The organism is Kitasatospora sp. NPDC032757, from assembly GCF_055579305.1.
The window spans coordinates 82,592-106,580 of record NZ_JBVINN010000031.1; the positions used below are offsets into that span (position 1 = coordinate 82,592).

General features: G+C 74.7%; 19 protein-coding genes. 4 read left to right on the top strand and 15 right to left on the bottom strand.

The annotated features are described in order from the left end of the window. Positions 1 to 235: 235 nt before the first annotated feature. The 6 genes from ACZ5WK_RS28385 to ACZ5WK_RS28410 form a co-directional block, all read right to left on the bottom strand. The gene (locus tag ACZ5WK_RS28385) at positions 236 to 928 is read right to left on the bottom strand and encodes a hypothetical protein (protein WP_465551399.1); all 693 of its coding nucleotides are present in this window, start codon (positions 926 to 928) and stop codon (positions 236 to 238) included. Beyond that, the gene (locus ACZ5WK_RS28390) at positions 925 to 1,992 is read right to left on the bottom strand and encodes a ParA family protein (RefSeq protein ID WP_374106126.1); all 1,068 of its coding nucleotides are present in this window, start codon (positions 1,990 to 1,992) and stop codon (positions 925 to 927) included. The genes ACZ5WK_RS28385 and ACZ5WK_RS28390 overlap by 4 nt, the downstream gene beginning before the upstream one ends. A 519-nt stretch (positions 1,993 to 2,511) precedes the next feature. Further along, complete coding sequence (gene ald / locus ACZ5WK_RS28395) at positions 2,512 to 3,627, bottom strand: alanine dehydrogenase (RefSeq protein ID WP_465551401.1); 1,116 nt, start codon at positions 3,625 to 3,627, stop codon at positions 2,512 to 2,514. A gap of 261 nt (positions 3,628 to 3,888) precedes the next feature. Next, positions 3,889 to 6,159, bottom strand: coding sequence for an AAA family ATPase (locus tag ACZ5WK_RS28400; RefSeq protein ID WP_465551403.1), 2,271 nt, complete (start codon positions 6,157 to 6,159; stop codon positions 3,889 to 3,891). 163 nt (positions 6,160 to 6,322) lie between these two features. Next, on the bottom strand, positions 6,323 to 6,961 hold the full coding sequence (locus ACZ5WK_RS28405) for an NUDIX domain-containing protein (protein WP_465551405.1): 639 nt from the start codon (positions 6,959 to 6,961) through the stop codon (positions 6,323 to 6,325). A 91-nt stretch (positions 6,962 to 7,052) separates the two neighbouring features. Then, positions 7,053 to 8,693 (bottom strand): CTP synthase, encoded by a 1,641-nt coding sequence (locus ACZ5WK_RS28410; protein ID WP_396325824.1) that lies wholly within the window; start codon positions 8,691 to 8,693, stop codon positions 7,053 to 7,055. A 779-nt stretch (positions 8,694 to 9,472) separates the two neighbouring features. Here ACZ5WK_RS28410 and ACZ5WK_RS28415 point away from each other — a divergent pair. After that, positions 9,473 to 11,470: a glycoside hydrolase family 15 protein gene (locus tag ACZ5WK_RS28415; protein ID WP_465551408.1), complete on the top strand. Its 1,998-nt coding sequence runs from the start codon at positions 9,473 to 9,475 to the stop codon at positions 11,468 to 11,470. Positions 11,471 to 11,509: 39 nt separating this feature from the next. Here the strand turns inward: ACZ5WK_RS28415 and ACZ5WK_RS28420 are convergent, their stop codons facing one another. From ACZ5WK_RS28420 to yczE, 3 genes are all read right to left on the bottom strand, one after another. Next, the gene (locus tag ACZ5WK_RS28420) at positions 11,510 to 12,691 is read right to left on the bottom strand and encodes a glycosyltransferase family 4 protein (protein ID WP_465551410.1); all 1,182 of its coding nucleotides are present in this window, start codon (positions 12,689 to 12,691) and stop codon (positions 11,510 to 11,512) included. A gap of 167 nt (positions 12,692 to 12,858) precedes the next feature. Beyond that, the gene (gene recN / locus ACZ5WK_RS28425) at positions 12,859 to 14,592 is read right to left on the bottom strand and encodes a DNA repair protein RecN (protein ID WP_465551444.1); all 1,734 of its coding nucleotides are present in this window, start codon (positions 14,590 to 14,592) and stop codon (positions 12,859 to 12,861) included. Positions 14,593 to 14,667: 75 nt separating this feature from the next. Continuing rightward, complete coding sequence (gene yczE, locus ACZ5WK_RS28430) at positions 14,668 to 15,357, bottom strand: membrane protein YczE (protein ID WP_465551412.1); 690 nt, start codon at positions 15,355 to 15,357, stop codon at positions 14,668 to 14,670. A 134-nt stretch (positions 15,358 to 15,491) separates the two neighbouring features. On the opposite strand from yczE, the gene yczR reads away from it, so the two are divergent. Further along, complete coding sequence (yczR, locus tag ACZ5WK_RS28435; protein WP_465551414.1) at positions 15,492 to 17,003, top strand: MocR-like transcription factor YczR; 1,512 nt, start codon at positions 15,492 to 15,494, stop codon at positions 17,001 to 17,003. A 33-nt stretch (positions 17,004 to 17,036) separates the two neighbouring features. Here yczR and ACZ5WK_RS28440 read toward each other — a convergent pair whose 3' ends face one another. The 4 genes from ACZ5WK_RS28440 to ACZ5WK_RS28455 form a co-directional block, all read right to left on the bottom strand. Further along, positions 17,037 to 17,939, bottom strand: coding sequence for an NAD kinase (locus tag ACZ5WK_RS28440; RefSeq protein WP_396325819.1), 903 nt, complete (start codon positions 17,937 to 17,939; stop codon positions 17,037 to 17,039). A gap of 92 nt (positions 17,940 to 18,031) precedes the next feature. Continuing rightward, positions 18,032 to 18,838 (bottom strand): TlyA family RNA methyltransferase, encoded by an 807-nt coding sequence (locus ACZ5WK_RS28445; RefSeq protein ID WP_465551446.1) that lies wholly within the window; start codon positions 18,836 to 18,838, stop codon positions 18,032 to 18,034. A gap of 53 nt (positions 18,839 to 18,891) precedes the next feature. Further along, on the bottom strand, positions 18,892 to 19,128 hold the full coding sequence (locus ACZ5WK_RS28450; RefSeq protein ID WP_465551416.1) for a hypothetical protein: 237 nt from the start codon (positions 19,126 to 19,128) through the stop codon (positions 18,892 to 18,894). Continuing rightward, on the bottom strand, positions 19,121 to 20,056 hold the full coding sequence (locus tag ACZ5WK_RS28455) for a hypothetical protein (protein WP_465551418.1): 936 nt from the start codon (positions 20,054 to 20,056) through the stop codon (positions 19,121 to 19,123). Before ACZ5WK_RS28455 ends, ACZ5WK_RS28450 begins: the two co-directional genes overlap by 8 nt. A 159-nt stretch (positions 20,057 to 20,215) precedes the next feature. On the opposite strand from ACZ5WK_RS28455, the gene ACZ5WK_RS28460 reads away from it, so the two are divergent. Continuing rightward, positions 20,216 to 20,563 carry an SCP2 sterol-binding domain-containing protein gene (locus tag ACZ5WK_RS28460; RefSeq protein WP_405361740.1) on the top strand — a complete coding sequence of 116 codons (348 nt, stop codon included), beginning with the start codon at positions 20,216 to 20,218 and terminating at the stop codon, positions 20,561 to 20,563. A gap of 56 nt (positions 20,564 to 20,619) precedes the next feature. Here ACZ5WK_RS28460 and ACZ5WK_RS28465 read toward each other — a convergent pair whose 3' ends face one another. Together ACZ5WK_RS28465 and ACZ5WK_RS28470 are read right to left on the bottom strand one after the other, a co-directional pair. Further along, positions 20,620 to 21,663, bottom strand: a complete 1,044-nt coding sequence (locus tag ACZ5WK_RS28465) for an HAD-IIA family hydrolase (RefSeq protein WP_465551420.1) — start codon at positions 21,661 to 21,663, stop codon at positions 20,620 to 20,622. 12 nt (positions 21,664 to 21,675) lie between these two features. Next, positions 21,676 to 22,383: a tetratricopeptide repeat protein gene (locus ACZ5WK_RS28470; RefSeq protein ID WP_465551422.1), complete on the bottom strand. Its 708-nt coding sequence runs from the start codon at positions 22,381 to 22,383 to the stop codon at positions 21,676 to 21,678. A gap of 93 nt (positions 22,384 to 22,476) precedes the next feature. Between ACZ5WK_RS28470 and ACZ5WK_RS28475 the strand changes: the two genes are divergently transcribed. Then, positions 22,477 to 23,847, top strand: coding sequence for a DUF1015 family protein (locus ACZ5WK_RS28475; RefSeq protein WP_465551424.1), 1,371 nt, complete (start codon positions 22,477 to 22,479; stop codon positions 23,845 to 23,847). Positions 23,848 to 23,989: the final 142 nt, after the last annotated feature.

A 23,989-nucleotide genomic window follows, 5' to 3' on the forward strand; every position in this document is an offset into this window, starting at 1 on the left:
GCAGAGAGCAGAGAACACACCGCACCCGGCGCGCAGGGCCCAGCGCCCGACAGGCGCCCCCAGGGCGGCCCGACCCCTGCAGGCGGCTCAACCCGCCCGCAAAGAGCCCTCAAGCGGCCGCACAGCACCCGCAGGAACAAAGCCACCCGCCACAGCACCACAGCACCCGCGCCCACCCGTAAGCGCCGCCCGGCACCCGCTCTGCACCCGTAGGCGCCGGCTCAGCGCCCGCGCATCAGCGCCCGCGCAGCCGCCGCACCAGGATGCTCGCCTCGCCGCGCTGCTCCAGGTCGGCCAGCACCACCGCGATGGCCTCCCGGACGATCCGGCCGCGGTCCACCGCGAGCCCGTGCTCCCCGCGCAACACCAGGCGGGTGTGTTCGAGGTCCATCAGTTCCTCGGCCGACACGTACACGGTGATCTTCTCGTCGTGCCGCTCCCGCCCGCTCGGGCGGCGCGGTGCCCGGCCACGCGGACGGGGGCGCCCCGCGCCGCCCGCCTGCTCCTCGGCGGCACCCGCGTGCTGGCGCGGCCCCGGCGCGGCGGCCCGGCCGCCCTGCACCGTCGTCCCGGCCTGCGCGGCACCCGCCGCACCCGCCTGCCCGGCACCGGCTCCCTGGCCGGCTCCCTGGGCACCGCCCGGCTGCGCCGGACCGGGTACCGACACTCCGGCCGGCGTACCGCCCGGCGCCGTGCCCGGCATACCGCCCGAGACGCCCGGCGCGCCGACCGTCGACGGCCGGCGCTCCTCGGCGCCGCCCTCGGCGTCCTCGGCACCGTCCGTGCCGGCGCCGGTGCCGCCGGCACCGTTGACGGTCCGTGCGGTCTCCGGTCTGGGAGCCTCGGCGGCCGGACGCGGCGCGAGGGACGGCGACAGCGCCATCCCCCCGGTGGTCCGGAACAGCTCGTCGGCACCCGGGAGACTCACTCGGCGGGGCGGCACCGGTCGAGCACCTCCCTGGCGAGCTGACGGTAGGCGGCGGCACCGACCGAGTTGGTCGCGTACGTGGTGATCGGCTCGCCGGCGACGGTGGTCTCCGGGAAGCGCACGGTCCGCCCGATGACGGTGTGGAAGACGTGGTCGCCGAACGCCTCGACGACCCGGGCCAGCACCTCGCGGCTGTGCACGGTGCGCGAGTCGTACATGGTGGCCAGGATGCCGTCCAGGCGCAGCTCGGGGTTGAGCCGCTCGCAGACCTTCTCGATGGTCTCGGTGAGCAGCGCGACGCCGCGCAGGGCGAAGAACTCGCACTCCAGCGGGACGATGACGCTGTGAGCGGCCGTCAGGGCATTGACCGTCAGCAGGCCCAGCGAGGGCTGGCAGTCGATGATGACGTAGTCGTAGTCGGGCAGCAGCGGCTTCAGGGCGCGCGCCAGCGCGGACTCCCGGGCCACCTCGCTGACCAGCTGCACCTCGGCGGCGGAGAGGTCGATGTTGGACGGCAGCAGGTCCATGCCCGGCACGGCCGTCTTCAGCAGCACCTCATCGGCCGTCAGGCCCCGCTCCATGAGCAGGTTGTAGACGGTGACGTCGAGCTCCATCGGGTTGACGCCGAGGCCCACCGAGAGCGCGCCCTGCGGGTCGAAGTCGACGAGCAGCACGCGGCGGCCGTACTCGGCCAGCGCCGCGCCCAGGTTGATGGTCGACGTGGTCTTGCCGACGCCGCCCTTCTGGTTGCACATCGCGATGATCTGCGCGGGGCCGTGCTCGGCCACCGGCGCGGGGATCGGGAAGTACGGCAGCGGACGGCCGGTCGGGCCGACCCGCTCGCGGCGCTGGCGCGCGGCGTCGGGGGCCAGCGTGGCGGCGTACTCCGGGTCCGGCTCGTACTCGGCGTCCGGGTCGTCGTAGGCGCCGTAGGCGAACTCGCCGTAGGCCAGGCCGTGGGCCGGCAGATCGGCGTCGTAGTCGGTCACCGTGGTCACCTGTGCTGTGTTCTGGCGTGCTTCGAAGGTACGGAGTGCGACCGAGCCGACCTCGGCCGAGCCCACGGTGGCCTGCCGGGCCCCGGACTCCTCACTCGGCTGGCCGGCGGTGTGCTCCGCCAGTCCTGGCTGACCACCCCCGGGAGCAAATGTCGACTCATTCACAAGTCGTCTTACCTCCTTGGGCATCCAGGACTCTATGTCGATTCGTCAGCGTGGCAGCATGCCGACGGTTTGCGACTCTAGGCCGTTCAAGGCGTTCGCAGCAACACAATCCACGGTAGTGGGCAGGATGTGTCGACTATCGGGCATCCCTCTGTCAAGGGATGCGCGGGCCCTTGACCCTAACGTTTCTGCCGTCGGGTGACGCGACCCACAGAAATTGACGACAGAGCGACCCACCCACGCCACCGCCCGTTCACGGGCATGCCGAAGCCCCCGACCCCAGGATGGGGCCCCTCCTGTCCGCCGACGGGGAAGGAGGGAGGGTCGGGGGCCTGCGGGCCGCCCCGCGGGGAGCGGCCACGGTCGGTACGGGCCTGCGCCCGTGAGGGCGCGGACCCGTACCGACCCGGAAGGACGAGATCAGGCGAGGATGCTCTCCAGGGCGACCGACTCCAGGCCGAAGGCCTCGGCGACGGCGCCGAAGGTGATCTGGCCCTCGTGCACGTTCAGACCCTTGGCCAGGGCCGGGTCGCGGCGCAGCGCGTCCTTCCAGCCACGGTTGGCCAGCTCGACGACGTACGGCAGCGTCGCGTTGGTCAGCGCGTAGGTGGAGGTGTTCGGGACGGCGCCCGGCATGTTGGCCACGCAGTAGAAGACCGAGTTGTGGACCTGGAAGGTCGGCTCGGCGTGCGTGGTCGGGTGCGAGTCCTCGAAGCAGCCGCCCTGGTCGATGGCGATGTCGACGAGCACGGAGCCCGGCTTCATGCGGGAGACCAGCTCGTTGGTGACGAGCTTCGGGGCCTTGGCGCCCGGGATCAGCACGGCGCCGATCACCAGGTCGGCGTCCAGGACGGCCTTCTCCAGCTCCAGGGAGTTGGAGGCGATGGCCTTGATCTTGGTGCCGAAGACCTTGTCGGCCTCGCGCAGCTTGTTGATGTCGCGGTCGAGCAGGGTCACCTCGTAACCCATGCCGATGGCGATGGTGGCCGCGTGCCAGCCGGAGACGCCACCGCCGATGACGACGGCCTTGGCCGGGTGGGTGCCGGGCACGCCGCCGGGCAGCACGCCGCGGCCGCCGGCCGGGCGCATCAGGTGGTACGAGCCGACCTGCGGGGCCAGCCGGCCCGCGACCTCGGACATCGGGGCGAGCAGCGGCAGGGCGCCGTTGGCGAGCTGCACGGTCTCGTACGCGATCGCGGTGGTGCCGGACGCGACCAGCGCGTCGGTGCCGGCGCGGTCGGCCGCCAGGTGCAGGTACGTGAAGAGGGTCTGGCCCTTGCGCAGACGGTGGTACTCCTCAGCGATGGGCTCCTTGACCTTCAGCAGCAGGTCGGCGGTGGCCCACACCTCGTCGGCGGTGGGGAGGATGGTGGCGCCGGCGGCCACGTACTCCTCGTTGGGGATCGAGGAGCCGACACCGGCGTTGTCCTCGATGTAGACCTCGTGTCCGTTGCGGACCAGCTCATGCACGCCGGCGGGCGTGATGGCCACGCGGTACTCGTGGTTCTTGACCTCGCGGGGGATGCCGACCTTCACGGCTAAACACGTCCTCTTGCCATGGGGGTCCCTACCGGAGAAGACCGGCGGGCGACGCGCACGTGGGGAGACCTCCGGAAGACACCGGGGCACGGATCGCTGCGCGACTGAGTTCGAGTGTAATGAAGCCCAGGCGGCGTGTCAGCCTTCCAAAGTGAATAAATCTGCCGGACACATTGGCAGGTTCGTAGGCTTCCCCAGTGATCTTCCTACCAATGGCGTCTCAACCGGGCATCTCTGACGATACTCCCGAACCGCGCACTACCACCCGGCGTCGAGGCGTTCCCGCAGGTCCGCCAGGGAGGCGCCGACCGTCTGCTGCCCGCGTTCGTCGCCCAGCCGGCGCAGCACCGACAGGGACGCCCGGTACTCCCGCTCGGCCTCCTCGAAGCGGCGCTGCGCGGTGTGCGCCTCCGCCACCCGGGCGAGCAGCCGGGCCTCGGCGGCCTGGTCGCCCATGGACTGCCGCAGGCCGAGCGCCCGGCCGTACCAGTCGGCAGCACGCACCGCGTCACCGAGCGCCCGGTGACAGCCGGCCGCGCTCTCCAGCGCGCGGGCACAGAGCGGCTCGTCGTCGGCGGAGCGGGCGTGGTCCAGGGCGGCGCGGTAGTGGCCGGCGGCCTGCTCCCAGCTGCCGGCGGCGGCCTGGAGGTCCCCCAGGTTGAGCAGCGCGGCGGCGGCGCGGCGGGGCTTCCCGTGCCGCTCGGCCACCGTCAGCACCAGCTCGTGCAGCTGGTAGAGATCGGCCGGGGCGGCGGCGCCGGTCAGCGGCAGCGACCGGAGCAGGGCGGTGACCAGCCGGCCGGCCGAGCCGTCCAGGTCTCCCTGGCCGATCGCGTCGGCGACGGCGCCGAGCAGGACGTCGCGCTCGCCGAGCAGCCACTGCCGGGCCTGCGCGGCCGAGCGCAGTCTCAGCGGGCCGGGCAGCGGGTCCGGCGCGGGGCCGCCGGCCGGGTCGAGCAGGGCGCGGGCCGCCTCGGTGAGCCGGACCAGCCGCTCCAGCAGCCGCGCCCTGGCCAGCTCGACCGCGGCGGGCCGGTCCTCGCGCTCGCGCAGCCGGACCAGCCGGGGGTAGAGCCGGCCGGGTACCCGGTAGCGGGGGGTGCCGTCGGCGGCGGGCGCCTCCTCGCCGAGCAGCTCCCGCTCGGCGAGTGCGGCCAGCATCGTGGCGGCCTCCGGCGCCGGGCAGCCGACCAGGGCGGAGGCGGTGCGCAGGTCCGCCGTCTGGGCGGGCGCGAGGGTGAGCGACCGCAGCATCCGGGCCTGGGCGGCCGGCAGCGTCCCGTAGAGGAGGGTGAACGCGCCGATCAGCGGGTCGTTGTCCGGGACGGGGACGGGTTCGGCGGGCTCGGGCCCGGGCTTCACCCAGGCCGCCGGGTCGGTCGGCGGCACGACGGGCTTGTCGAGCGGCTTGTCGAGTGACTTGCCGAGCGGCCTGTCGGCGGGCTTGTCGGCCGGCTTCCCGGCCTCGGCGTCCGCGGGCCTCCCGCCCCCGGCAGCCGGCCGCTTCCCCCGTCCGGCCCGCTCCTCGGCCGACGGGCGCTTCCCGTTCTTCCCCGCCCGGACGTCCATGGCCGGGGAGTCCTTGACCGGGGAGTCCTTGACCGGGGCGTCCTGCCCGCCGGCCGCAACGTCCTTCGCCGGAACACCCGTCCCGTCCGGCCTCCCCTCCTTCCCCGCCCCCTGCGCCGCCTTTCCCGCCGCCTTGGCCGCCGCAGTCCCCGCCGCCTGGCCTGCCACCGTCCCGTCCGCCTCCCGCACCGCCCGGGCCAGCTCCCGCGCCGCGTCCGTGACGGCCAGCTCGGGGTTGCCCCGCAGCCACCCGGCCATCAGCCGCAGCGCCGCGGGCCGGGAGGCGCAGGCCTCCGCGAGGTCGGCCCCGCCGACCGGGTCGCAGCTGATCCTGGTGCCGCCCACCAGGTCGCCGAGCAGTTCGCCCGAGGCCTGCCGGTCGAGCCCGCCGAGGATGACCGGGTCGATGTCCTCGATCCCGGTGAGCGGCCCGGCGGTGGTGGCCAGGACGAGGCAGCCCGGCTCGTCCGCGAGCAGCGGCCAGACCTGCCCGGCGTCCCGGACGTCGTCCAGCACCATGAGGACCTTCCGGCCGGCCAGCGCCTCGCGCAGCGCGACGCAGGCGGGCTCGTCCCTCCCGTCCTCGACGGCGCCGGGCAGCGGCACGCCGGCACCGTCGGCACCGAGCTGCTCCAGCAGCCGCCGGGCGGCCCGGGCGGGCGGCACGCGGCCGCCGTCGGGGGCGGAGAGGCGGGCGAAGAGCACGCCGTCGGGGTAGTCGGCGGCGACGGTGACGGCGAACCGGGCCGCCAGTGTGGTCCGGCCGGAGCCGGGGCGGCCGGCCAGCACCAGGACGGGACTGCGACCCTCGGCGGGCCGCGCGGCGGCGGCCCGCAGCGCGGCCAGCTCGGCGCGCCTGCCGACGAGCAGGGCGGGCCCGGCGGGCAGCCGGTCCAACCCGGGAACGCCCGCGGGGGGTGCGCCGGAGCCCGCTTCCATGGTCGCCGTCTTTCTCGCCACCCGTGCCACTCCCGACGTCACCCAGTGCTCAGCGGAGGCGGCCCGGCAGGGGCGCCCTGTCTGCGAAGCGTAGTTCGGCCGTCCGGCTCGGCCGAGGTGACATCCGGTCGTACGAACCGGTAAATCACCCCCGCGGATCAACCGCGGGGCGCGGCTCCCGGAGTCAGGCCTCGAAGGGCCGGGCCGGCCAGGGCGAGTCCGCGGGCCGCAGCGCGTCCAGGCCGCCGGGGCCGGTGAGCGCCGCGTGCACGGCGAGGGTGCCGGTGATCAGGGTGGGGTTGTGCAGTTCGCCGGCGTGGATCAGGCGGACCAGCTCCGCGACGGGCACCCGGGCGGTCTCGATCTCGAGCTCCTCGCCGTGCGCCTCGTAGCGCTCGCCCTCGGCCTCGGCGAGGTCGGTGGCGAGGAAGAGCCGCAGCGCCTCGTCGGTGCCGCCGGGCGAGGTGTAGAAGTCGACCAGCACCCGCCAGGCCCCGGCCTTGCAGTGCGCCTCCTCGTACAGCTCGCGCTGGGCGGCGTGCAGCGGGTTCTCGCCGGGCACGTCGAGCAGGCCGGCCGGCAGCTCCCAGAGCCGCTGGCGGACGGGGTGGCGGTACTGGCGCAGGATGAGCACCCGCTGCTGGTCGTCCAGCGCGAGGACGGAGACCGAGCCGGGGTGGGTCTGGTAGTCGCGGCGGGCCCAGCTGCCGTCGGGCATCCGGACCTCCTCGGTGCGCACGCCGGTGACCTTGCCCTGGAACGGCGTATCGCTCTCCCGGACCTCCCACTCCTCCGCCACGTCGAAGATGCCCTGGTCGTCCATCGGTCTCCCCTTTTCGTCAGTACGACACAATCTAACGCCGAACGGCGGCCCCGCGGGAATCGCGGGGCCGCCGTCGGTGAACGGTGACGGCCTACTCCGAGGCGTCCGCCGTCTTGATCTCGATGGCCGCCTTCACCAGGCCCGCGAAGAGCGGGTGCGGACGGGTCGGGCGGGACTTCAGCTCCGGGTGGGCCTGGGTGGCCACCAGGTAGGGGTGCACCTCGCGCGGGTACTCGACGTACTCGACCAGGTCACCCTTCGGGGAGAGGCCGGAGAACTGCAGGCCGGTCTTCTCCAGGTCGGCGCGGTACGCGTTGTTGACCTCGTAGCGGTGGCGGTGGCGCTCCTCGACGTACTGCTCGCCGCCGTAGACCTCGCGGACGATCGAGCCCTCGGCGAGCTTGGCCGGGTAGAGGCCCAGGCGCATGGTGCCGCCCAGGTCGCCCTTGCCGTCGACGATCGCCAGCTGCTCGGCCATGGTGGAGACGACCGGGTACTTGGCGGCCGCGTCGAACTCGGTCGAGTTGGCCTCGGGCAGGCCGGCCAGGTTGCGGGCGGCCTCGATGACCACGCACTGCAGACCCAGGCAGAGGCCGAGCAGCGGGATCCTGTTCTCGCGGGCGTAGGTGATCGCGGCGACCTTGCCGTCCACCCCGCGGTCGCCGAAGCCACCGGGGATGCAGATCGCGTCCACGTCGCCGAGGTGCTCCTGTGCGCCCTCGGGCGTGGTGCAGTCGTCCGAGGTGACCCACTTGATCTCGACCCGGGCGTTGTTGGCGAAACCGCCGGCACGCAGCGCCTCGGTCACCGACAGGTAGGCGTCCGGCAGGTCGATGTACTTGCCCACCAGCGCGACCTTGACGATGTGCTGCGGCTCGTGGACGCGGCGCAGCAGGTCGTCCCAGGTGGTCCAGTCGACGTCGCGGAACGGCAGGTCCAGGCGGCGGACGACGTAGGCGTCCAGGCCCTCGCCGTGCAGCACCTTGGGGATGTCGTAGATCGACTTGGCGTCGATGGCCGCGACCACGGCCTCCTCGTCCACGTCGCACATCAGCGAGATCTTGCGCTTGATGGCCTGCGGGACCTCGCGGTCGGCGCGCAGCACGATGGCGTCCGGCTGGATGCCGATGTTGCGCAGCGCGGCCACCGAGTGCTGGGTGGGCTTGGTCTTCAGCTCGCCCGAGGGGCCGATGTAGGGCAGCAGGGAGACGTGCACGAAGAAGACGTTGTCCCGGCCGACCTCGTGGCGGACCTGGCGGACGGCCTCCAGGAAGGGCAGCGACTCGATGTCGCCGACGGTGCCGCCGACCTCGGTGATCACCACGTCGACGTCCTCGGTCGCCATCCGGCGGATCCGGGACTTGATCTCGTTGGTGATGTGCGGGATCACCTGGACGGTGTCGCCCAGGTACTCGCCGCGGCGCTCCTTGGCGATGACGGTCGAGTACACCTGGCCGGTGGTGACGTTCGCCGAGCCGTGCAGGTTGGTGTCGAGGAACCGCTCGTAGTGACCGATGTCGAGGTCGGTCTCGGCGCCGTCGTCGGTGACGAAGACCTCACCGTGCTGGAACGGGTTCATGGTGCCCGGGTCCACGTTGAGGTACGGGTCGAGCTTCTGCATCGTCACACGCAGGCCGCGGGCCTTGAGCAGGGCGCCCAGGCTGGAGGCGGTGAGGCCCTTGCCGAGCGACGAGGCGACACCCCCGGTGACGAAGAGGTGCTTGGTCGTCACGGCGCGGCCGTTCGATGCCTTGCCGGAATGGGGCTGTGCCAAGAGGGGGCTCCCGTGGGTCGCGTGTCGAAGGTGACGTGGGCGGGAGGCTCGCGGCTCGCCTGAACCGACCGGAGCGGGGTGCGGTGCACGTCGCTCGCGGGGTCGTCGGTTCGGCTGGTCCGGGGCGTTTGATCCCACCGGTCCACGGGATACCAGGGTAACAGTGACCCGGCCGGGACGCGTTCCGGGCACTCCCGGTGTCCTCGGACCGCACGCCCGGCGCACCACCAGGCGCACAACAGGCGCACCATACGGCGCATGGGTCACACCGGTTTCACGACCGGCCCGGGCGGGCCACCCGGCGGCACTCGTCCGGGCCATGACCAGCCCTCCCGACGGGCCACCCGGTGGTGATCCTTCCGGGCCATCCTGCCCGCCACCCCCGCGATGCACGGCATTTCCGCCGAATTGTGGCGCCACACGGGGCTGCGCCCGCGTGCTTCGCCCCTTTCGTCCGTCGTAAGCTGCACGGACGCATCGCCGACAGCACGAGCACGCGGAGGGCGTGGGAGGGTCAGAAACCTCTCGGTCCCCGATGCGCGACCGGACCTCCCCGTATTCGAGCCCCTCCCCACCCACTCCGGGGTCTCGACCGAGCCTCGCGCGGACACTCCAGCAAGGCCCGCCGGCACCCATCGGCAGGCCGGACGTCCCGGGGGCGGCCCCGGCCCCGCAGACCCGCTGGCTCTCCCCGGATCGCCGATGCGTCGTGACCACATTGCGAACTGGAGATCCACGTGGCCGGCCGTATCGAGGACTACGCACTCATCGGGGACATGCAGACCGCCGCCCTGGTCAGCAGGGACGGGGCGGTCGACTGGCTGTGCCTGCCCCGCTTCGACTCGCCGGCGGTCTTCGCCGGCCTGCTCGGCACCGATGAACACGGCTTCTGGCGGATCGGCCCGGCCGAAGTGGTCGACACCGAGCTGCCCGCCCCGGCGGCCGCCCCGGCCCCGGCCGCACCGCGCGCGCGCTTCACCGACACCGGCGACCTCCGCGTCCCGCCGCCCACCGCGGCCGCGCCGGCCGTCCCCGCCGACCGGCGCCGCTACCGGGGCGACTCGCTGATCCTGGAGCAGGAGTGGGACTGCCGGGGCGGCAGCGTCCGGGTGATCGACTTCATGCCCCCGCGCCCGCTGGCCGGCCGGGACTCCGTCCCCCAGGTGATCCGGATCGTCGAGGGCCTGTCCGGCACCGTCCGGATGCGCTCGGCGGTGCGGATGCGGTTCAGCTACGGCCGGATCGTCCCCTGGGTGCACCGGGTCGAGCAGGCCGACGGCGGCCACCGCACCGTCGCCGTGGCCGGCCCCGACTCCGTCTGGCTGGACGGCGAGGCCGAGACGTACGGGCGCAACCTCACCACCTACGCCGACTTCACCGTCACGGCCGGCGAGCGGATCGCCTTCGCGCTCACCTGGCAGGCCTCCCACCTGGACGCGCCGACCGCCCCGGACGCCGAGGAGATGCTCGACGCCACGGCCGGCTTCTGGCACGACTGGGCCGGCCAGTGCACCTACCAGGGCCCCTACCGCGAGGCCGTGATCCGCTCGCTGATCACCCTCAAGGGCCTCACCTACGCCCCCACCGGCGGCATCGTCGCCGCCCCCACCACCTCGCTGCCCGAGGACATCGGCGGCGAGCGCAACTGGGACTACCGCTACACCTGGCTGCGCGACGCCGCGATCACGCTCTCCTCGCTGCTGCGCACCGGCTACCGCGACGAGGCCAAGGCCTGGCGCGAGTGGCTGCTGCGCGCTGTCGCCGGGGACCCGGAGAACCTGCAGATCATGTACGGCATCGCCGGCGAGCGCGAGCTCACCGAGTCCTCGCTCGACTGGCTGCCCGGCTACGAGGGCTCCCAGCCCGTCCGGGTCGGCAACGGCGCGGCGGGCCAGCTCCAGCTGGACGTCTACGGCGAGGTGGTCGAGGCCCTGCACCTGGCCCACATGACCGGCCTGGTCCGCAACGACCACGCCCACCACCTCCAGCTGCGCCTGATCGAGTACCTGGAGGACCACTGGCAGGAGCCGGACGAGGGCATCTGGGAGGTCCGCGGCCCGCGCCGGCACTTCGTCCACTCCAAGGTGATGGCCTGGGTCGCCGTCGACCGCACCATCAAGCTGCTGGAGCAGACCCCCGAGGACGCGCCCTCCGACGGCCACCTGGAGCGTTGGCGCGAGCTGCGCGAGACCATCCACCGGGACGTCTGCGAGAAGGGCTACGACCCGGAGCGCAACACCTTCACGCAGTACTACGGCGGCAAGGAGCTGGACGCCTCGCTGCTGCTGATCCCGCAGGTGGGCTTCCTCCCGCCGGACGACAAGCGGGTGATCGGCACCATCGAGGCCATCCAGCGCGAGCTCTCCACCGAGGACGGCTTCGTGCTGCGCTACCCGACGCACGACGAGAGCGGCAACAACGTCGACGGCCTCTCCGGCCACGAGGGCGCCTTCCTGGCCTGCTCGTTCTGGCTGGCCGACGACCTCGCCATGATCGGCCGGGTTCAGGAGGCGCGCGAGCTCTTCGACAAGCTGCTGGCCCTGCGCAACGACGTCGGGCTGCTCGCCGAGGAGTGGGACCCGCGGGAGAAGCGCCAGGTCGGCAACTTCCCGCAGGCCTTCAGCCACGTCCCGCTGATCGACACCGCGCTGCGGCTCACGGCCTGCGGCGGCGCCTACCTCTCCGCCCAGCCGGACGGCCTGGCCGCCGACCGGGCCGAGCAGGCCACCGTCTGAGCGGGCGGGTCCTGTCCGGTCGATCCCGGCGGACGGGACCTAGCCGGTGCGCTGGACCAGCTCGTCGTAGGTGCTGAGCACCTGGGCGACGGTGGCGGCCTCGTCCGGCCAGGTCTGCGCCTGCTGCCGGCCGGCCGCCACCAGCCGTTCGCGGCGGGCCGGGTCGGCGAGCAGCTCGCGCACGGCGCGGCCGATCGCGGCCGCGTCGCCGGGCGGGACGAGCACAGCCGCGTCCCCGGCCAGTTCGGGGACGCCGCCGACGGCGGTGGCGACCACCGGCACGCCGGCCCGCATCGCCTCCTGGACCACCAGGGAACGGGCCTCCCAGCGGCTGGAGACGACCACCACGTCGGCGGCGGCCAGCAGGTCCGGTACGTCGGTGCGGTAGCCGAGCAGGCGGACGGGGAGCTTCTCGGCGGCCACCCGCTCGCGCAGCGGGGCGGCCTCCGGGCCGTCCCCCGCGAGTAGCAGCAGCGGCTCCGGGTCCAGCGCGGCCAGCTCCCGGCAGGCGTCCAGCAGCAGCCCGAAGGCCTTCTGCGGGACGAGCCTGCCGACCGCCAGCAGCAGCGGGCGGTCCGGGCCGTCGCCGAGCAGCGCCGCCCGGGCCTCGGCCCGCTCCAGCCGGCCCTCCGGCATCGGCGGGGCGGCGACCGGCCCGAGGCGGGCGTCGGTGGCGCCCAGCTCGCGGGCCCGGGCCACCAGGTCGGAGGAGGCGCCGAGCACCAGGTCGGCGGCGCGCGCCACCCGGCGCTCCATCAGCCGCTGGAGCCGCCGCTCCATGCCGGTGGCCAGCAGCGCGTGGTGCGAGGTGACCACCAACGGGGTCTCCGGGCGCAGGCCCGGGAAGCGGCCGGCGGTGCGCAGCGCCAGGTCGGAGAGGAGCGCGGCGCGCAGGCCGTGGGCGTGCACCACGTCGGCGCCGGTGAAGGCCCGGCGCAGCTCGCCGATCGCGGTGGCGTCGCTGCGGGCTCCCGCGGTGGGGGTGATGTCGACCAGGTGGAATCTGGCGCCGGTGCGGGAGAAGCCGAAGAGCGCGTCCGTGCCGGCGGGCGCGCACACCGTCACGGCCACTCCGTGCGCGACCAGGCCCTGTGCCAGGGAGCGCACGTGCGCACCGATGCCGCCGGTACTGGCGGCCAGGACGAGCACCACGTGCAGCTGACCCGGTTCTGGGGCGGCCGCGGCGGCCCGGGCGGCGGAATGGTCCACGTCGTCTCGCATCCGACTCGATCAGGTTCGCGCGCCGCGGTGCGAGGATTTCCCGCCAGCGACGCTCGGGACTGGAAAGCCAGTGTCCAGCCGCCACCATGCCAGGTCGGCGGCCCTCTTGGACAGTCGGCGCCACCAGGGCGCGTCGCCGTCGGTCCGCAGGGGGCCGCCGGCGCCGGCTACCCGTGGCGCGGCGCCCTGGCGGCGGCCAGCAGCTCCTCCGCGTGGGCGCGGCCGAGCTCGGAATCCTCGAGTCCGGCCAGCATCCGGGAGAGTTCGCGCACCCGCTCCTCGTCGTTCAGCACCTTGACACCACTGCGGGTCACAGTGCCGTCGTTGGTCTTCTCGACCACCAGGTGCCGGTCGGCGAAGGCGGCGACCTGCGGGAGGTGGGTGACCACCACGACCTGGGCGGATTCGGCCAGTTTGGCGAGGCGGCGGCCGATCTCGACCGCGGCCTTGCCGCCGACGCCGGCGTCCACCTCGTCGAACAGGTAGGTGGGGACGGGGTCGGCGCCGGCGAAGACCACCTCGACGGCGAGCATCACCCGGGACAGCTCACCGCCGGACGCGCCCTTGGCGATCGGCCGGGGCTGGGCGCCGGGGTGCGGGGCGAGCAGTACCTCGACCTCGTCCACGCCGTGCTGTCCGTAGGCGACGGTGCGGCCCTCGATCTCGATCCCGGACAGGTCGTCGACCTGGCTGATCGAGAAGGTGACCCGGGCGTGCGGCATGGCGAGTTCGGCCAGCTCGGCGGAGACGGCCTCGGCGAAGCGGCCGGCGGCGGCGTGCCGGGCGGCCGAGACCTCGGCCGCCAGCTCGGCCAGCTCGGCGCGCAGCGCGGTCTCCCGGGCGCCCAGCTCGTCGATCCGCTCGTCGTCGCCGTCGAGCTCGAGGAGCCGGGCGGAGCCGGTCTCGGCCCAGGCCAGCACCTCGGCCAGGGAGTTCTCCGGGCCGCCGTACTTGCGCAGCAGCTGGGCCAGGACGGCCCGGCGGTCCTCGACGGCGGCCAGCCGGACGGGGTCGGCGTCCAGGTCGTCGGCGTAGCCGGCCAGGTCGCCGGCCACGTCGGCGAGCAGGTAGCCGACCTCGTTCAGCCGGTCGGCGAGGGTGGCGAGCCGCTCGTCGTGGTGGCGGACGGCGTCCAGGGCGCGGCGGGACTGGGCGAGCAGGGTGCCGGCGTCCAGCGCCTCCGGGTCGGCCGGGTCGCCGGCCAGGGCGGCGTGGGCGAGGGTGGCGGCGGAGGAGAGCGCGTCGGCGTGGCCGAGCCGCTCGGCCTCGGCGCTCAGTTCGGCGTCCTCGCCGGCCACCGGCTCGGCGGCGGCGACCTCGTCCAGGCCGAAGCGGAGCAGGTCCGCCTCCTGGGCGCGCTCGCGGGCCCGGGTGGTCAGCTCCTCCAGGGTGGCGGAGACCTCGCGCAGCCGGCGGTAGACCTCGCGGTACCGGGCCAGCGGCTCGGCCACCGCCTCGCCCGCGTAACGGTCCAGGGCGCCGCGCTGGCGGGCCGGGCGGAGCAGCCGCTGCTGGTCGGTCTGGCCGTGGACGGCGATCAGGTCCTCGCCGAGTTCGGCCAGCAGCCCGACCGGCACGGCCCGGCCGCCGACGTACGCCCGGGAGCGGCCCTCGGCGGAGACGGTCCGGCTGATCAGCAGCGCACCGTCGTCCAGTTCGGCGCCGGCCTCGACCGCGCGGGCGGCCACCGGGGAGCCGGCGGGCAGCTCGAGGCGGCCCTCGACGACCGCGCGCCCGGCGCCGTTGCGCACCAGGCCCGGGTCGGCGCGGCCGCCGAGCAGCAGCCCGAGGCTGGTCACCACCATCGTTTTGCCGGCGCCGGTCTCACCGGTCACGGCGGTGAAGCCGGGGGCCAGTTCGACCACCGCGTCGTCGATGACCCCAAGATCCCGTATCCGCATCTCGTCCAACACGGTGACGACCTTACGAGGTTCCACCCCCGCCGCGCGACGAGCGGCAACTCTGCGCCCGCAAGTTCATCCCTTCCGGGAAGTTTGCGCACTGGTGGGGACGGTGCACCAGCGCAGGAAGAACTGTGCGAGCGGGCCGATGGCCAGCGCGTACGCGACGGTGCCGACGCCGGCGGTGCCGCCGAGCAGGACACCGGCGGCCAGCACGGCCAGTTCGATCCCGGTCCGGATCAGCCGCAGCGAGCGGCCGGTACGCCGGTGCAGGCCGGTCATCAGGCCGTCGCGCGGGCCGGGGCCGAAGCGGGCGCCGATGTAGAGGCCGGTGGCCAGGCCGTTCAGCAGGATCGCGGCGGTCATCAGGGCGATCCGGGCCGGCAGCGGGCCGGGTGTGCCGACCACCCTCAGGGTGACGTCCATCGCCGCGCCGAGCACCAGCACGTTGGCGACGGTGCCGAGGCCGGGGCGCTGGCGCAGCGGGATCCAGAGCAGCAGGACGAGGGCGCCGCAGATGGTGACCCAGGTGCCCACCGAGAGGCCCGCGGTGCGCTGGAGGCCCTGGTGGAAGACGTCCCAGGGGTCGAGACCGAGCCCGGAGCGCAGCATCAGCCCCATGCTCGTCCCGTACAGCCAGAGCCCGACGGCGAGCTGCGGGAGCCGGCGGCCCAGCGCGTGGGTGTCACCGAGCAGGCGGACGGCGAGGGAGGTCCCGGCGGTGACGGGAGCGGGGACGGGCGCGGGCGTGGTGGTGGTGGCCATCGGGTCTCCTGCGGGTGGTGCTGCACCCCGGGGCCTCGCCGCCGGCGGTGGCGGACTCCATGGCCGCCCTGCCATGATGGGCAGGCCAATGAAGACCGCTCCAGGGCCAATTCCAAGCAAGTGGACTGATCAGCATGGCCGACTGGCACACCACCGTCACCGCCGCCGCGCTCGCCCGGCTGCTCTCCACCGCCCGGCTGCCCGAGCCGGCCTCCCGCCGGCCCGCCTACCGCACCCTGGCCGGGCAGATCCGGCTGCTGGTCTCCGAAGGCCGGCTGCCGGTCGGCGCCCGGCTGCCCGCCGAACGCGAACTGGCCCTCGCCCTGCGGCTCAGCCGCACCACCGTGGCCACCGCGTACGAGGCCCTGCGCACCGACGGCTACCTGCGCAGCCGGCGCGGATCCGGCAGCTGGACCGCCCTGCCCGAGGGTGCGCCGCCGCCCGGCGACGCACTGCAGCCGGTGCCGCCGGACGAGCAGGGCCACACCCTGGACCTCGGCGTCGCCGCGCTGCCCGCCCCGCAGCCCTTCCTCGGCGCGGCCGCCGCCCGGGCCGTCGAGCAGCTGCCCGCGTACGCCGCCGGGCACGGCCACTTCCCCACCGGCGTCCCGGTGCTGCGCGAGGCGGTGGCCCGCCGCTTCACCGAACGCGGACTGCCCACCACCCCCGACCAGATCCTGATCACCATCGGCGCGATGGGCGGCCTGCACCTCGTCCAGCGGGCGCTGATCGGCCGCGGCGACCGGGTCGCCGTCGAGGCGCCCAGCTACGCACACACGCTGCAAGCACTGCGGCGCGGTGACGCCCGCCTCGTCCCCGTCCCGTACGCCTGGCCCGGCGGTGCGGCCCGGCAGCCCGAATGGGACCTCCCCGAGTGGCGGCGGGTGCTGCACGGCGCCGCGCCCAAGGTCGCCTACGTGATCCCGGACTTCCACAACCCGACCGGCGCCCTCGTCTCCGAGGAGCAGCGCCGCGAACTGCTGGCCGCCGCCCGCGCCGCCGGCACCGTGGTGCTGGTCGACGAGACCACCGCCGAACTCGGCTGGGGCGTCCCGGACGACGCCGCACTCCCCCGCCCGATGGCCGCACTGGACCGCTCGGCCCAGGTGGTCACGGTCGGCTCGGCCGGCAAGCTGCTCTGGGGCGGCCTGCGGATCGGCTGGGTCCGGGCCGCCCCCGCCCTGGTCCGCCGGCTGGCCTCCGAGCGCGTCTACAGCGACGTCGGCGCCCCGGTGCTGGACCAGCTGATCGCCGCCGAGCTGCTGGGCGAGCCGCTGGCCGCCGTCCGCGCCCATCAGCGGGACCGGATGCGGGCCACCGCCGACGCCTTCGCCCGCGCACTTCCCGCCCACCTGCCCGAGTGGCGCTACGCCGCCCCGCCCGGCGGGCTCGTGCTCTGGGTCTCCACCGGCGGCGTCTCCGGCGCGGCGCTGGCCCTGGCGGGCGAGCACGGTGGCGTCCGGATCGCCGCGGGCAACCGCTTCGGCTCGGACGGCGCGTTCGAGCACCACATCCGGATTCCGCTCACCCTGCCGGCCCCGGCCGTGCCGGCCGCCGTCGAACGCCTCGCCGCGCTCGCCACCCGGGCGGCCGCCGGCGGCCGGTGGAGCGAGGCCGCCGACGACAGCCAGCCACTGGCGGTCTGACGAAGGATCAGTTCACCGTGACCTGCGGTGGATTCAGTGCGTCTCCGCCCGTCCGCGCCAACCCGTCACCGGCAGCGCGAACTTGGCCACCAGACGGTCGGTGAACGGCGCCCGGTGCAGCCGCGCCAGGCGCACCGGCGTCTGGCCCCGGCGGACCTCCACCCGTGCCCCGGCGGGCAGTTCGACCGAACGGCGGCCGTCGCACCAGAGCACCCCGTGCGGGGTCTTCGGCTGCACCTCCACCGCCAGCACCGAGTCCGGCGAGGTCACCAGCGGCCGGGCGAACAGCGCGTGCGCGCTGATCGGCACCATCAGCAGCGCCTCCACCTCCGGCCAGACCACCGGCCCGCCGCCGGAAAACGCGTATGCCGTCGAGCCGGTCGGCGTCGCACAGACCACCCCGTCACAACCGAAGTTGGAGACCGGGCGGCCGTCCACCTCGGTCACCACCTCCAGCATCCGCTCCCGGGACGCCTTCTCGATCGACGCCTCGTTCAACGCCCAGTCGTGGTGCACCACATCGCCGTTGGTCCGGACGATCACGTCGAGGGTCATCCGCTCCTCGACCTCGTAGTCGGCGTCGACCACCCGCTCGACCACCACCGCGAGATCGTCCCGCTCGGCCTCGGCGAGGAAGCCCACCCGGCCGAGGTTGATGCCCAGCATCGGCAGCCCGTGCTCGCGCGCCAGTTCCGCACCGCGCAGCAGCGTCCCGTCCCCGCCCGCGACCAGGATCAGCTCACAACCGTCCGCCGCACCCGGCCCCCCGGCCACCCGCTCGACCCCGTCCGGCAGATCCAGGTCCACCGCCTCGGCCGCCAGCAGCCGGATTCTGATCCCCGCCTTCAGCAGGCCGTGCACCAGCCCCTCGACACTGCGCAGCGCCGCCTCCCGGCCGGTGTGCGCGATCAGGAAGACCGTACGTTCATCATTCATGCCCGCTGCCCTCTCCCTACGGCTGCCGGGTCGCCCTTGGCCCGGTTCGGCCGCGTCACCCAGCATGACGGACCGGACGTCCGCAGAGCACCCTATCGGGGGCCCTCCGCGACGGCCCGGTCCGCCTCCGCCGGGTCCAACTGCTCGGCGTCCCGGCGCAGCCAGAGGAAGTACTCGACGTTCCCGGACGGCCCCGGCAGCGGGCTCGCCGTGACGGCCCGCACACCCAGCCCGAGCTCCCAGGCCTGCCCGGCGACCTGGCGCACCATCTCGGCACGCAGCTGCGGGCTGCGCACCACCCCGCCGCTGCCGAGCCGCTCCTTGCCGATCTCGAACTGCGGCTTGACCATCAGCACCAGGTCGGCGTCCTCGGCGGCGCAGCCGGCCAGCGCGGGCAGGACCAGGCCGAGCGAGATGAACGAGAGGTCGCCGACCACCAGGTCGACCGGCGTGCCGCCGATCAGGTCCACGGTCAGCTCGCGCACGTTGGTGCGGTCCATCACCGTCACCCGGTCGTCGCTCTGCAGCGACCAGGCCAGCTGCCCGTAGCCGACGTCCACCGCCAGCACGTTTGCCGCCCCGGCGCGCAGCAGCACGTCGGTGAAGCCGCCCGTGGACGCGCCCGCGTCCAGCGCCCGGCGGCCCTCGACCACCAGGCCCTGCGGCACAAAGGCGGCGAAGGCGCCGGCCAGCTTGTGGCCGCCGCGCGAGACGTAGTCCGGGTCGTTCTCGTCCTTGGCCACCACGACCGCCGCCGAGGTCTCCACCTGGGTGGCCGGCTTGGTCGCGGTGGTGCCGCCGATGGTCACCCGGCCGGCCGCGATCAGCTCGGACGCGTGCTCGCGCGACCGGGCCAGCTTGCGGCGGACCAGCTCCGCGTCGAGACGGCGTCGTGCCACTGCCACTGGTGTTTCAGCTCCTACAGGTGGTTCTGCGGGTCATCCCCGGCGGGTCATTCCCGGTCGAGCGCGGCCAGCGTGTCGGTCAGCCGCTGGTGAACATCTTCGTACACCGCGACGTGCGCGTCGGTCGGTACCCCGTCCAGCACCTCCAGCCGGGCCAGCCCGGCGTCCACGGCCGGGTGGCCGGTCGGGGTGAGCTCGACACCCAGCGGGAGCGGTTCACCCACGGCGCCGGGCGTGCCCGCGGCGGGGGCGGGAGCCGGGACGGCCGGGTCGAGGTCAGGCATCGGGCTGCTCGGGCTTCTTCGCGCCGCCGGTCTTCCTGACAGCGGCGGTCTTCTTCACCGCCGCCTTCTTGGTGACGGCCTTCCTGGCCGCCGCGTCCTTGGTGGCCGCGTTCTCCGTGGCCGCGGCCTTGGTGGCCGGCTTCCGGACCGTCGTCTTGTCGGCGGCCGCCTTCTTGGTGGCCGCCTTCTTCGCGGCCGCCTTCTTGGTGGCCGCCTTCTTGGTGGCCGCCTTCTTCGCCGCGGGCTTCGGGGCGGGCTTCGAGGGCGTCTTGGACACGGCCTTGGACGTGGCCCTGGACGCGGGCTCGGGGGCGCCCGCACGCTTCGCCGGGGCCTTCCTCGGCGGCCTCTCCGCCACCGGTTCCTGCACCGCCCGCCCCGCACGCACCGGCGGCACCGGCGGATCGACCTCGACCGGCGCGTCGACCTCCACCCGCTCGGCCACTATCGGCTCACCGACCGCCCGGGCCGCGGGCGCCGCCGGCTCGTCCTCACGCTCCCAGCCCTGCCCGAACAGCCCGTCGGCCCGCGGCGCCGGCCCGGGCTCCTCCGCCCCGGCCCCCGGCTTCGGCGCGGGCGCGACGCCCTCCTCCTCGACCTCGCGCAGCTTGCTCTCCAGGTAGGCGAGGACCACGCCGACCTTGGTCACCTGGTCACCGACCCGCTCGAAGGCCTTCTCCACCTCGCCGCGCGCCACCCCGACGGCCAGGTCCACCCCGGCCCGCCCGGCGGTCAACGCCTCCTCGGCCAGCGTCTGCAGCGACTCGGCCGACGGCGGGAACTGCCCACCCAGCCGGCGCTCGAGCTCGGCGACGTCGAGCCCGCCCTTCTCCAGCAACCCGGCCGCCGTCCCGACGACCCGCTTGCCGACCTCCTCCACCAGCCCGGCGGCGACCTCCACCGCTCCCCGCACCGTCTTCGGCAGCATCCGGGTGCCTCCTTAGCGCCTGCGCGCATTGCTTCGTCGCCGTCGGTGCCCGGACCGTTCCGGGCACCCCACAGACGACGCTACCGCCAAAACCCTCCTGCGGTACCGTGACCCCGCAGTCACCGCAGTCGCCGCCGTACAGGGAGTGGACCAGCCGCCATGGCCAACGCCGAGGAGTGCCGCGCGGCACTGGAACAGCTCAGCCGGAACATGGCGAAGTCCACCGGAGACGTCCGCAAGGCCGCCGCCCTCGACCGCTCGCTCACCTGCCGGATCACCGACCTCGACCTGACCTTCACCGGCCGGCTGCGCGACGGCCGCATCGAGGACGTCACCGAGGCCCCCGGCGCCCCGACGGAGAAGGCCGAGATCCGGCTCACCATGAGCAGCGACGACCTGGTCGCCATGGTCGACGGCCGGCTCAACTTCGCGTCCGCCTGGGCCGGCGGCCGGGTCAAGCTGGAGGCGGGCTTCCGCGACCTGCTGCGGCTGCGCACCCTGCTCTGACCCGGCTCCCGGGCCCCAGGCGCGGCCTCAGGGGCCCGGCATCTGCCGGACGGCCCTCAGAAGCCCAGCTCGGCCAGCGCCTTCCGGCCGTCCGCCGGCCCGCCGTCGGCGTCCAGCGCCGTCCAGGCCGCCGCGCACAGCGCCCGCAGCCCGTCCCAGCGGTCCTCACCGGTGGCCGCGAACCGCAGCTCGCCGTCCTGCACCGCCGCGACCCAGCCGCCGCAGCCGAAGCCGCCGCCCGACTGCCCGGCCACCTCCGGGTGCGGGGCCAGCAGCCCGCGCAGGTCCGCCGACAGGTACGTCGGCCGGTGCTCCACCGGGGCCTCCAGCAGCTGCGCGGCCGTCGTCACCCCGGTGAAGACCAGCAGGCTGTCCACCCCGCCGTTGAACGCGCCCTCGATGTCGGTGTCCAGGCGGTCCCCGACCACCAGCGGCCGCCGCGCCCCCGTCCGCAGCACCGTCTCCCGGTGCATCGGCGGCAGCGGCTTGCCCGCCACCTCCGGCTCCACGCCCGTCGCCGCCCGCACCGCCGCGACCAGCGTGCCGTTGCCCGGCGCGATGCCGCGCGCCTGCGGCACCGTCAGGTCCAGGTTGGACGCCACCCACGGCAGCCCGCTCTGGATCGCGAACGACGCCTCGGCCAAGTGCTGCCACCCCACCGAGGGGTCGAAGCCCTGGACCACCGCGAGCGGCTCCTCGGCCAGCGTCCGGACGGCCACCAGGCCACGCTCGGCCAGCGCCTCCTCCAGGCCCGGACCACCCACGACCAGCACCTTCGACCCGGCCGGGACCTTCTCGGAGACGACCCGGGCGGCCGCCTGCGCCGAGTTGATCACGTCCGCGGGCTCGGCGGGCACGCCCAGCTCGGTCAGGTGCGCGGCCATCACCCGGGGCGGGCGGGAGGCGTTGTTGGTCACGTACGCCAGCCGCATCCCGGCCGTCCGCGCGGAGGCCAGCGACGCCACCGCGTGCTCGATCGCGTGCGGCCCGGCGTACACCACCCCGTCGAGGTCCAGCAGTGCCGTGTCGTACGCCTCGGTCAGCGGGAGCCCGCTCCCGCCGGGGGAGGTCCGTCGCGCGGTGGTGGCCGTCTCGGTCATGCCTGCTCTACCTCATTCACTGCGTCGATCGCCGTCATCCGTGCCATGCGTGCCGCGCCGCCCGCCCGTGGCGTCCGGGCCGCCCGAGCCCTCCGGGTTGCCCGAGCCGCCCGAGCCGCCCGAGTCGTCCGGGCCGGGCACGGCCTGCGAGCCGTCACCGGCCCGCGGGGGCTCCAGGTACCCCGGTGCCCCGGGCAGCAGCGGTCCGAACGCGCCCGCGCGCGCCGCCAGGGTCGCCCGGGTCTGCCGCAGCGCGGCCCGGTAGTGGTCGGCCTCCGGTCGCATCGCCACGGCCAACGCCAGGTGCTCGGCGGACGTCTCGAAGTCGCCCAGCCGCGCGGCCGCGACGCCCCACCCGAACTGAGCGTAGTCGTCCGACGGATCGGCCAGGGCGACCGCCCGGAAGTTCTCCAGCGCCGCCGCGTACGAACCCGCGTCGAACTGCGCTCTCGCCAACGTCTCCCGGATGCTGCGCGAGTGCGGCTCCGCCGCGGCCGCCCGCGCCAGCAGCTGCTCGGCAGCGGCCGGGTGCCCCTGCGCCAGCAGTTTCCCGCCCCGGCGGAACCACTCGTACACGTCCCCCACGGGCTCCCCCGCCTGTCCCTGCGCCGGGACCCCGCCCCCGTCGGAGCCCTCATCGCCCGCGAATCCGCCCGGGGAGCCGTCCGCGCCCCCGCTGCCGCCGTCCACCCGCTCCTGCCCGCCGCTGCGCTCGCTCACGCCGTACCTCGCCCTCGGTCACGACACCCGCCCCACCGACCAGCACGGGTGTTCCGATCTCTGAACAACGCGTACCCGGTTACGATGCCCAGAATGAGCACCCCCAGTGCAGAAAGCGGAGCGGAGTCTCCGCAGGGCGGCCCCGGCGATCCCGGTCACGTCGCCACCGCAGGTCTGTCCCTGTCCCCCTTCCGTGGCCTCCGATACGTCCCCGACCGGGTCGGCACCCTGGCCGCGGTGACCTCGCCCCCGTACGACGTCGTCGACCCCGGCCGCCGGCTCGACCTGGAGACGGCCGACCCGCACAACGTGGTCCGGCTGATCCTGCCGCGCCCCGAACCGGACGACGCCGGCGACCGCCCCGACCGCGACACCCGGTACCGGCACGCCGCCCGGCTGCTGCGCGACTGGCAGCGCGAAGGCGTCCTGGCCGCCGACCCGGAGCCCGCGCTGTACGTCTACGAGCAGCGCGTGCCCGCCGGCGGCGACTCCCCGGAGCTGCTCCAGCGCGGCCTGATCGGTGCCCTCGCCGTCAGCGGAAGCGAGGCCGGCGTCGTCCTCCCGCACGAGGACGTGATGCCCCGGCCGGTCGCCGACCGGGTCGGCCTGATGCGCACCACCCGCGCCAACCTCGAACCGCTGCTGCTCACCTACCGGGGCAACGGCGGCGCGGCCGGCGTGGTCGAACGCGCCGTCCAGGGCGAGCCGCTGCTCACCACGACCACCACCGACGGCACCCACCACCGTCTCTGGGCCGTCACCGACCCCGCCGAGATCGCCGAGATCGGCCGCGACCTGGCCACCTGCCGGGCGCTGATCGCCGACGGCCACCACCGCTGGGAGATGTACCTGCGGCTCCAGCGCGAGCACCGGCACCTGCCGCGCAGCCCGTGGGACCGCGGCCTGGTGCTGCTGGTCGACACCGCCCGCTACCCGCTGAAGGTCCGGGCGATCCACCGGGTGCTGTACCGGCTGCCGGTCACCGAGGCGCTGGAGAAGCTCGGCGACCGCTGGCAGGTCAAGGAGGTGCCCGGCCCGCTGGACACGGCGCTGCGGTCCCTCGCCGAGCAGAAGCGGAACGGCGGCAGCAGTTTCCTGCTGACCGGCGGCGAGGGCGTGTTCTGGCTGGTCGGCGAACCCGACGAGGACCTGCTCGACGCCACCGTGCCGCAGGACCGGCCGGAGGAGTGGCGCCACCTGGACGCGACCGTCCTGCACGCCACCCTGCTCGACCACACCTGGCGCGTCCCCGACGGCCCGGACGACATCGGCTACCTGCACACCGCCGTGGCCGCCGAGCGTGAAGCCGCCCGCAGCGGCGGCACCGCGGTCCTGCTGCACCCGGTGCGCGAGAGCGTGGTCCGCCGGCTCGCCGAGCAGGGCGTCACCATGCCGCGCAAGTCCACCTCCTTCGGCCCGAAGCCGGCCACCGGGCTGGTCCTGCGCAGCCTCGAACTGGGCTGACCCGAAAGCCGCTCCGAGCCGCTCCGACGCCGCTCCGAAAGCAGTGAGGCCCTGGGGGGGGGGGGGGGGGGGGGAGGGGGGGGGGGGGGGGGGGGGGGGGGGGGGGGGGTGGTGGCTGGGGGTGAGGGGGTGGGGGGTGTGG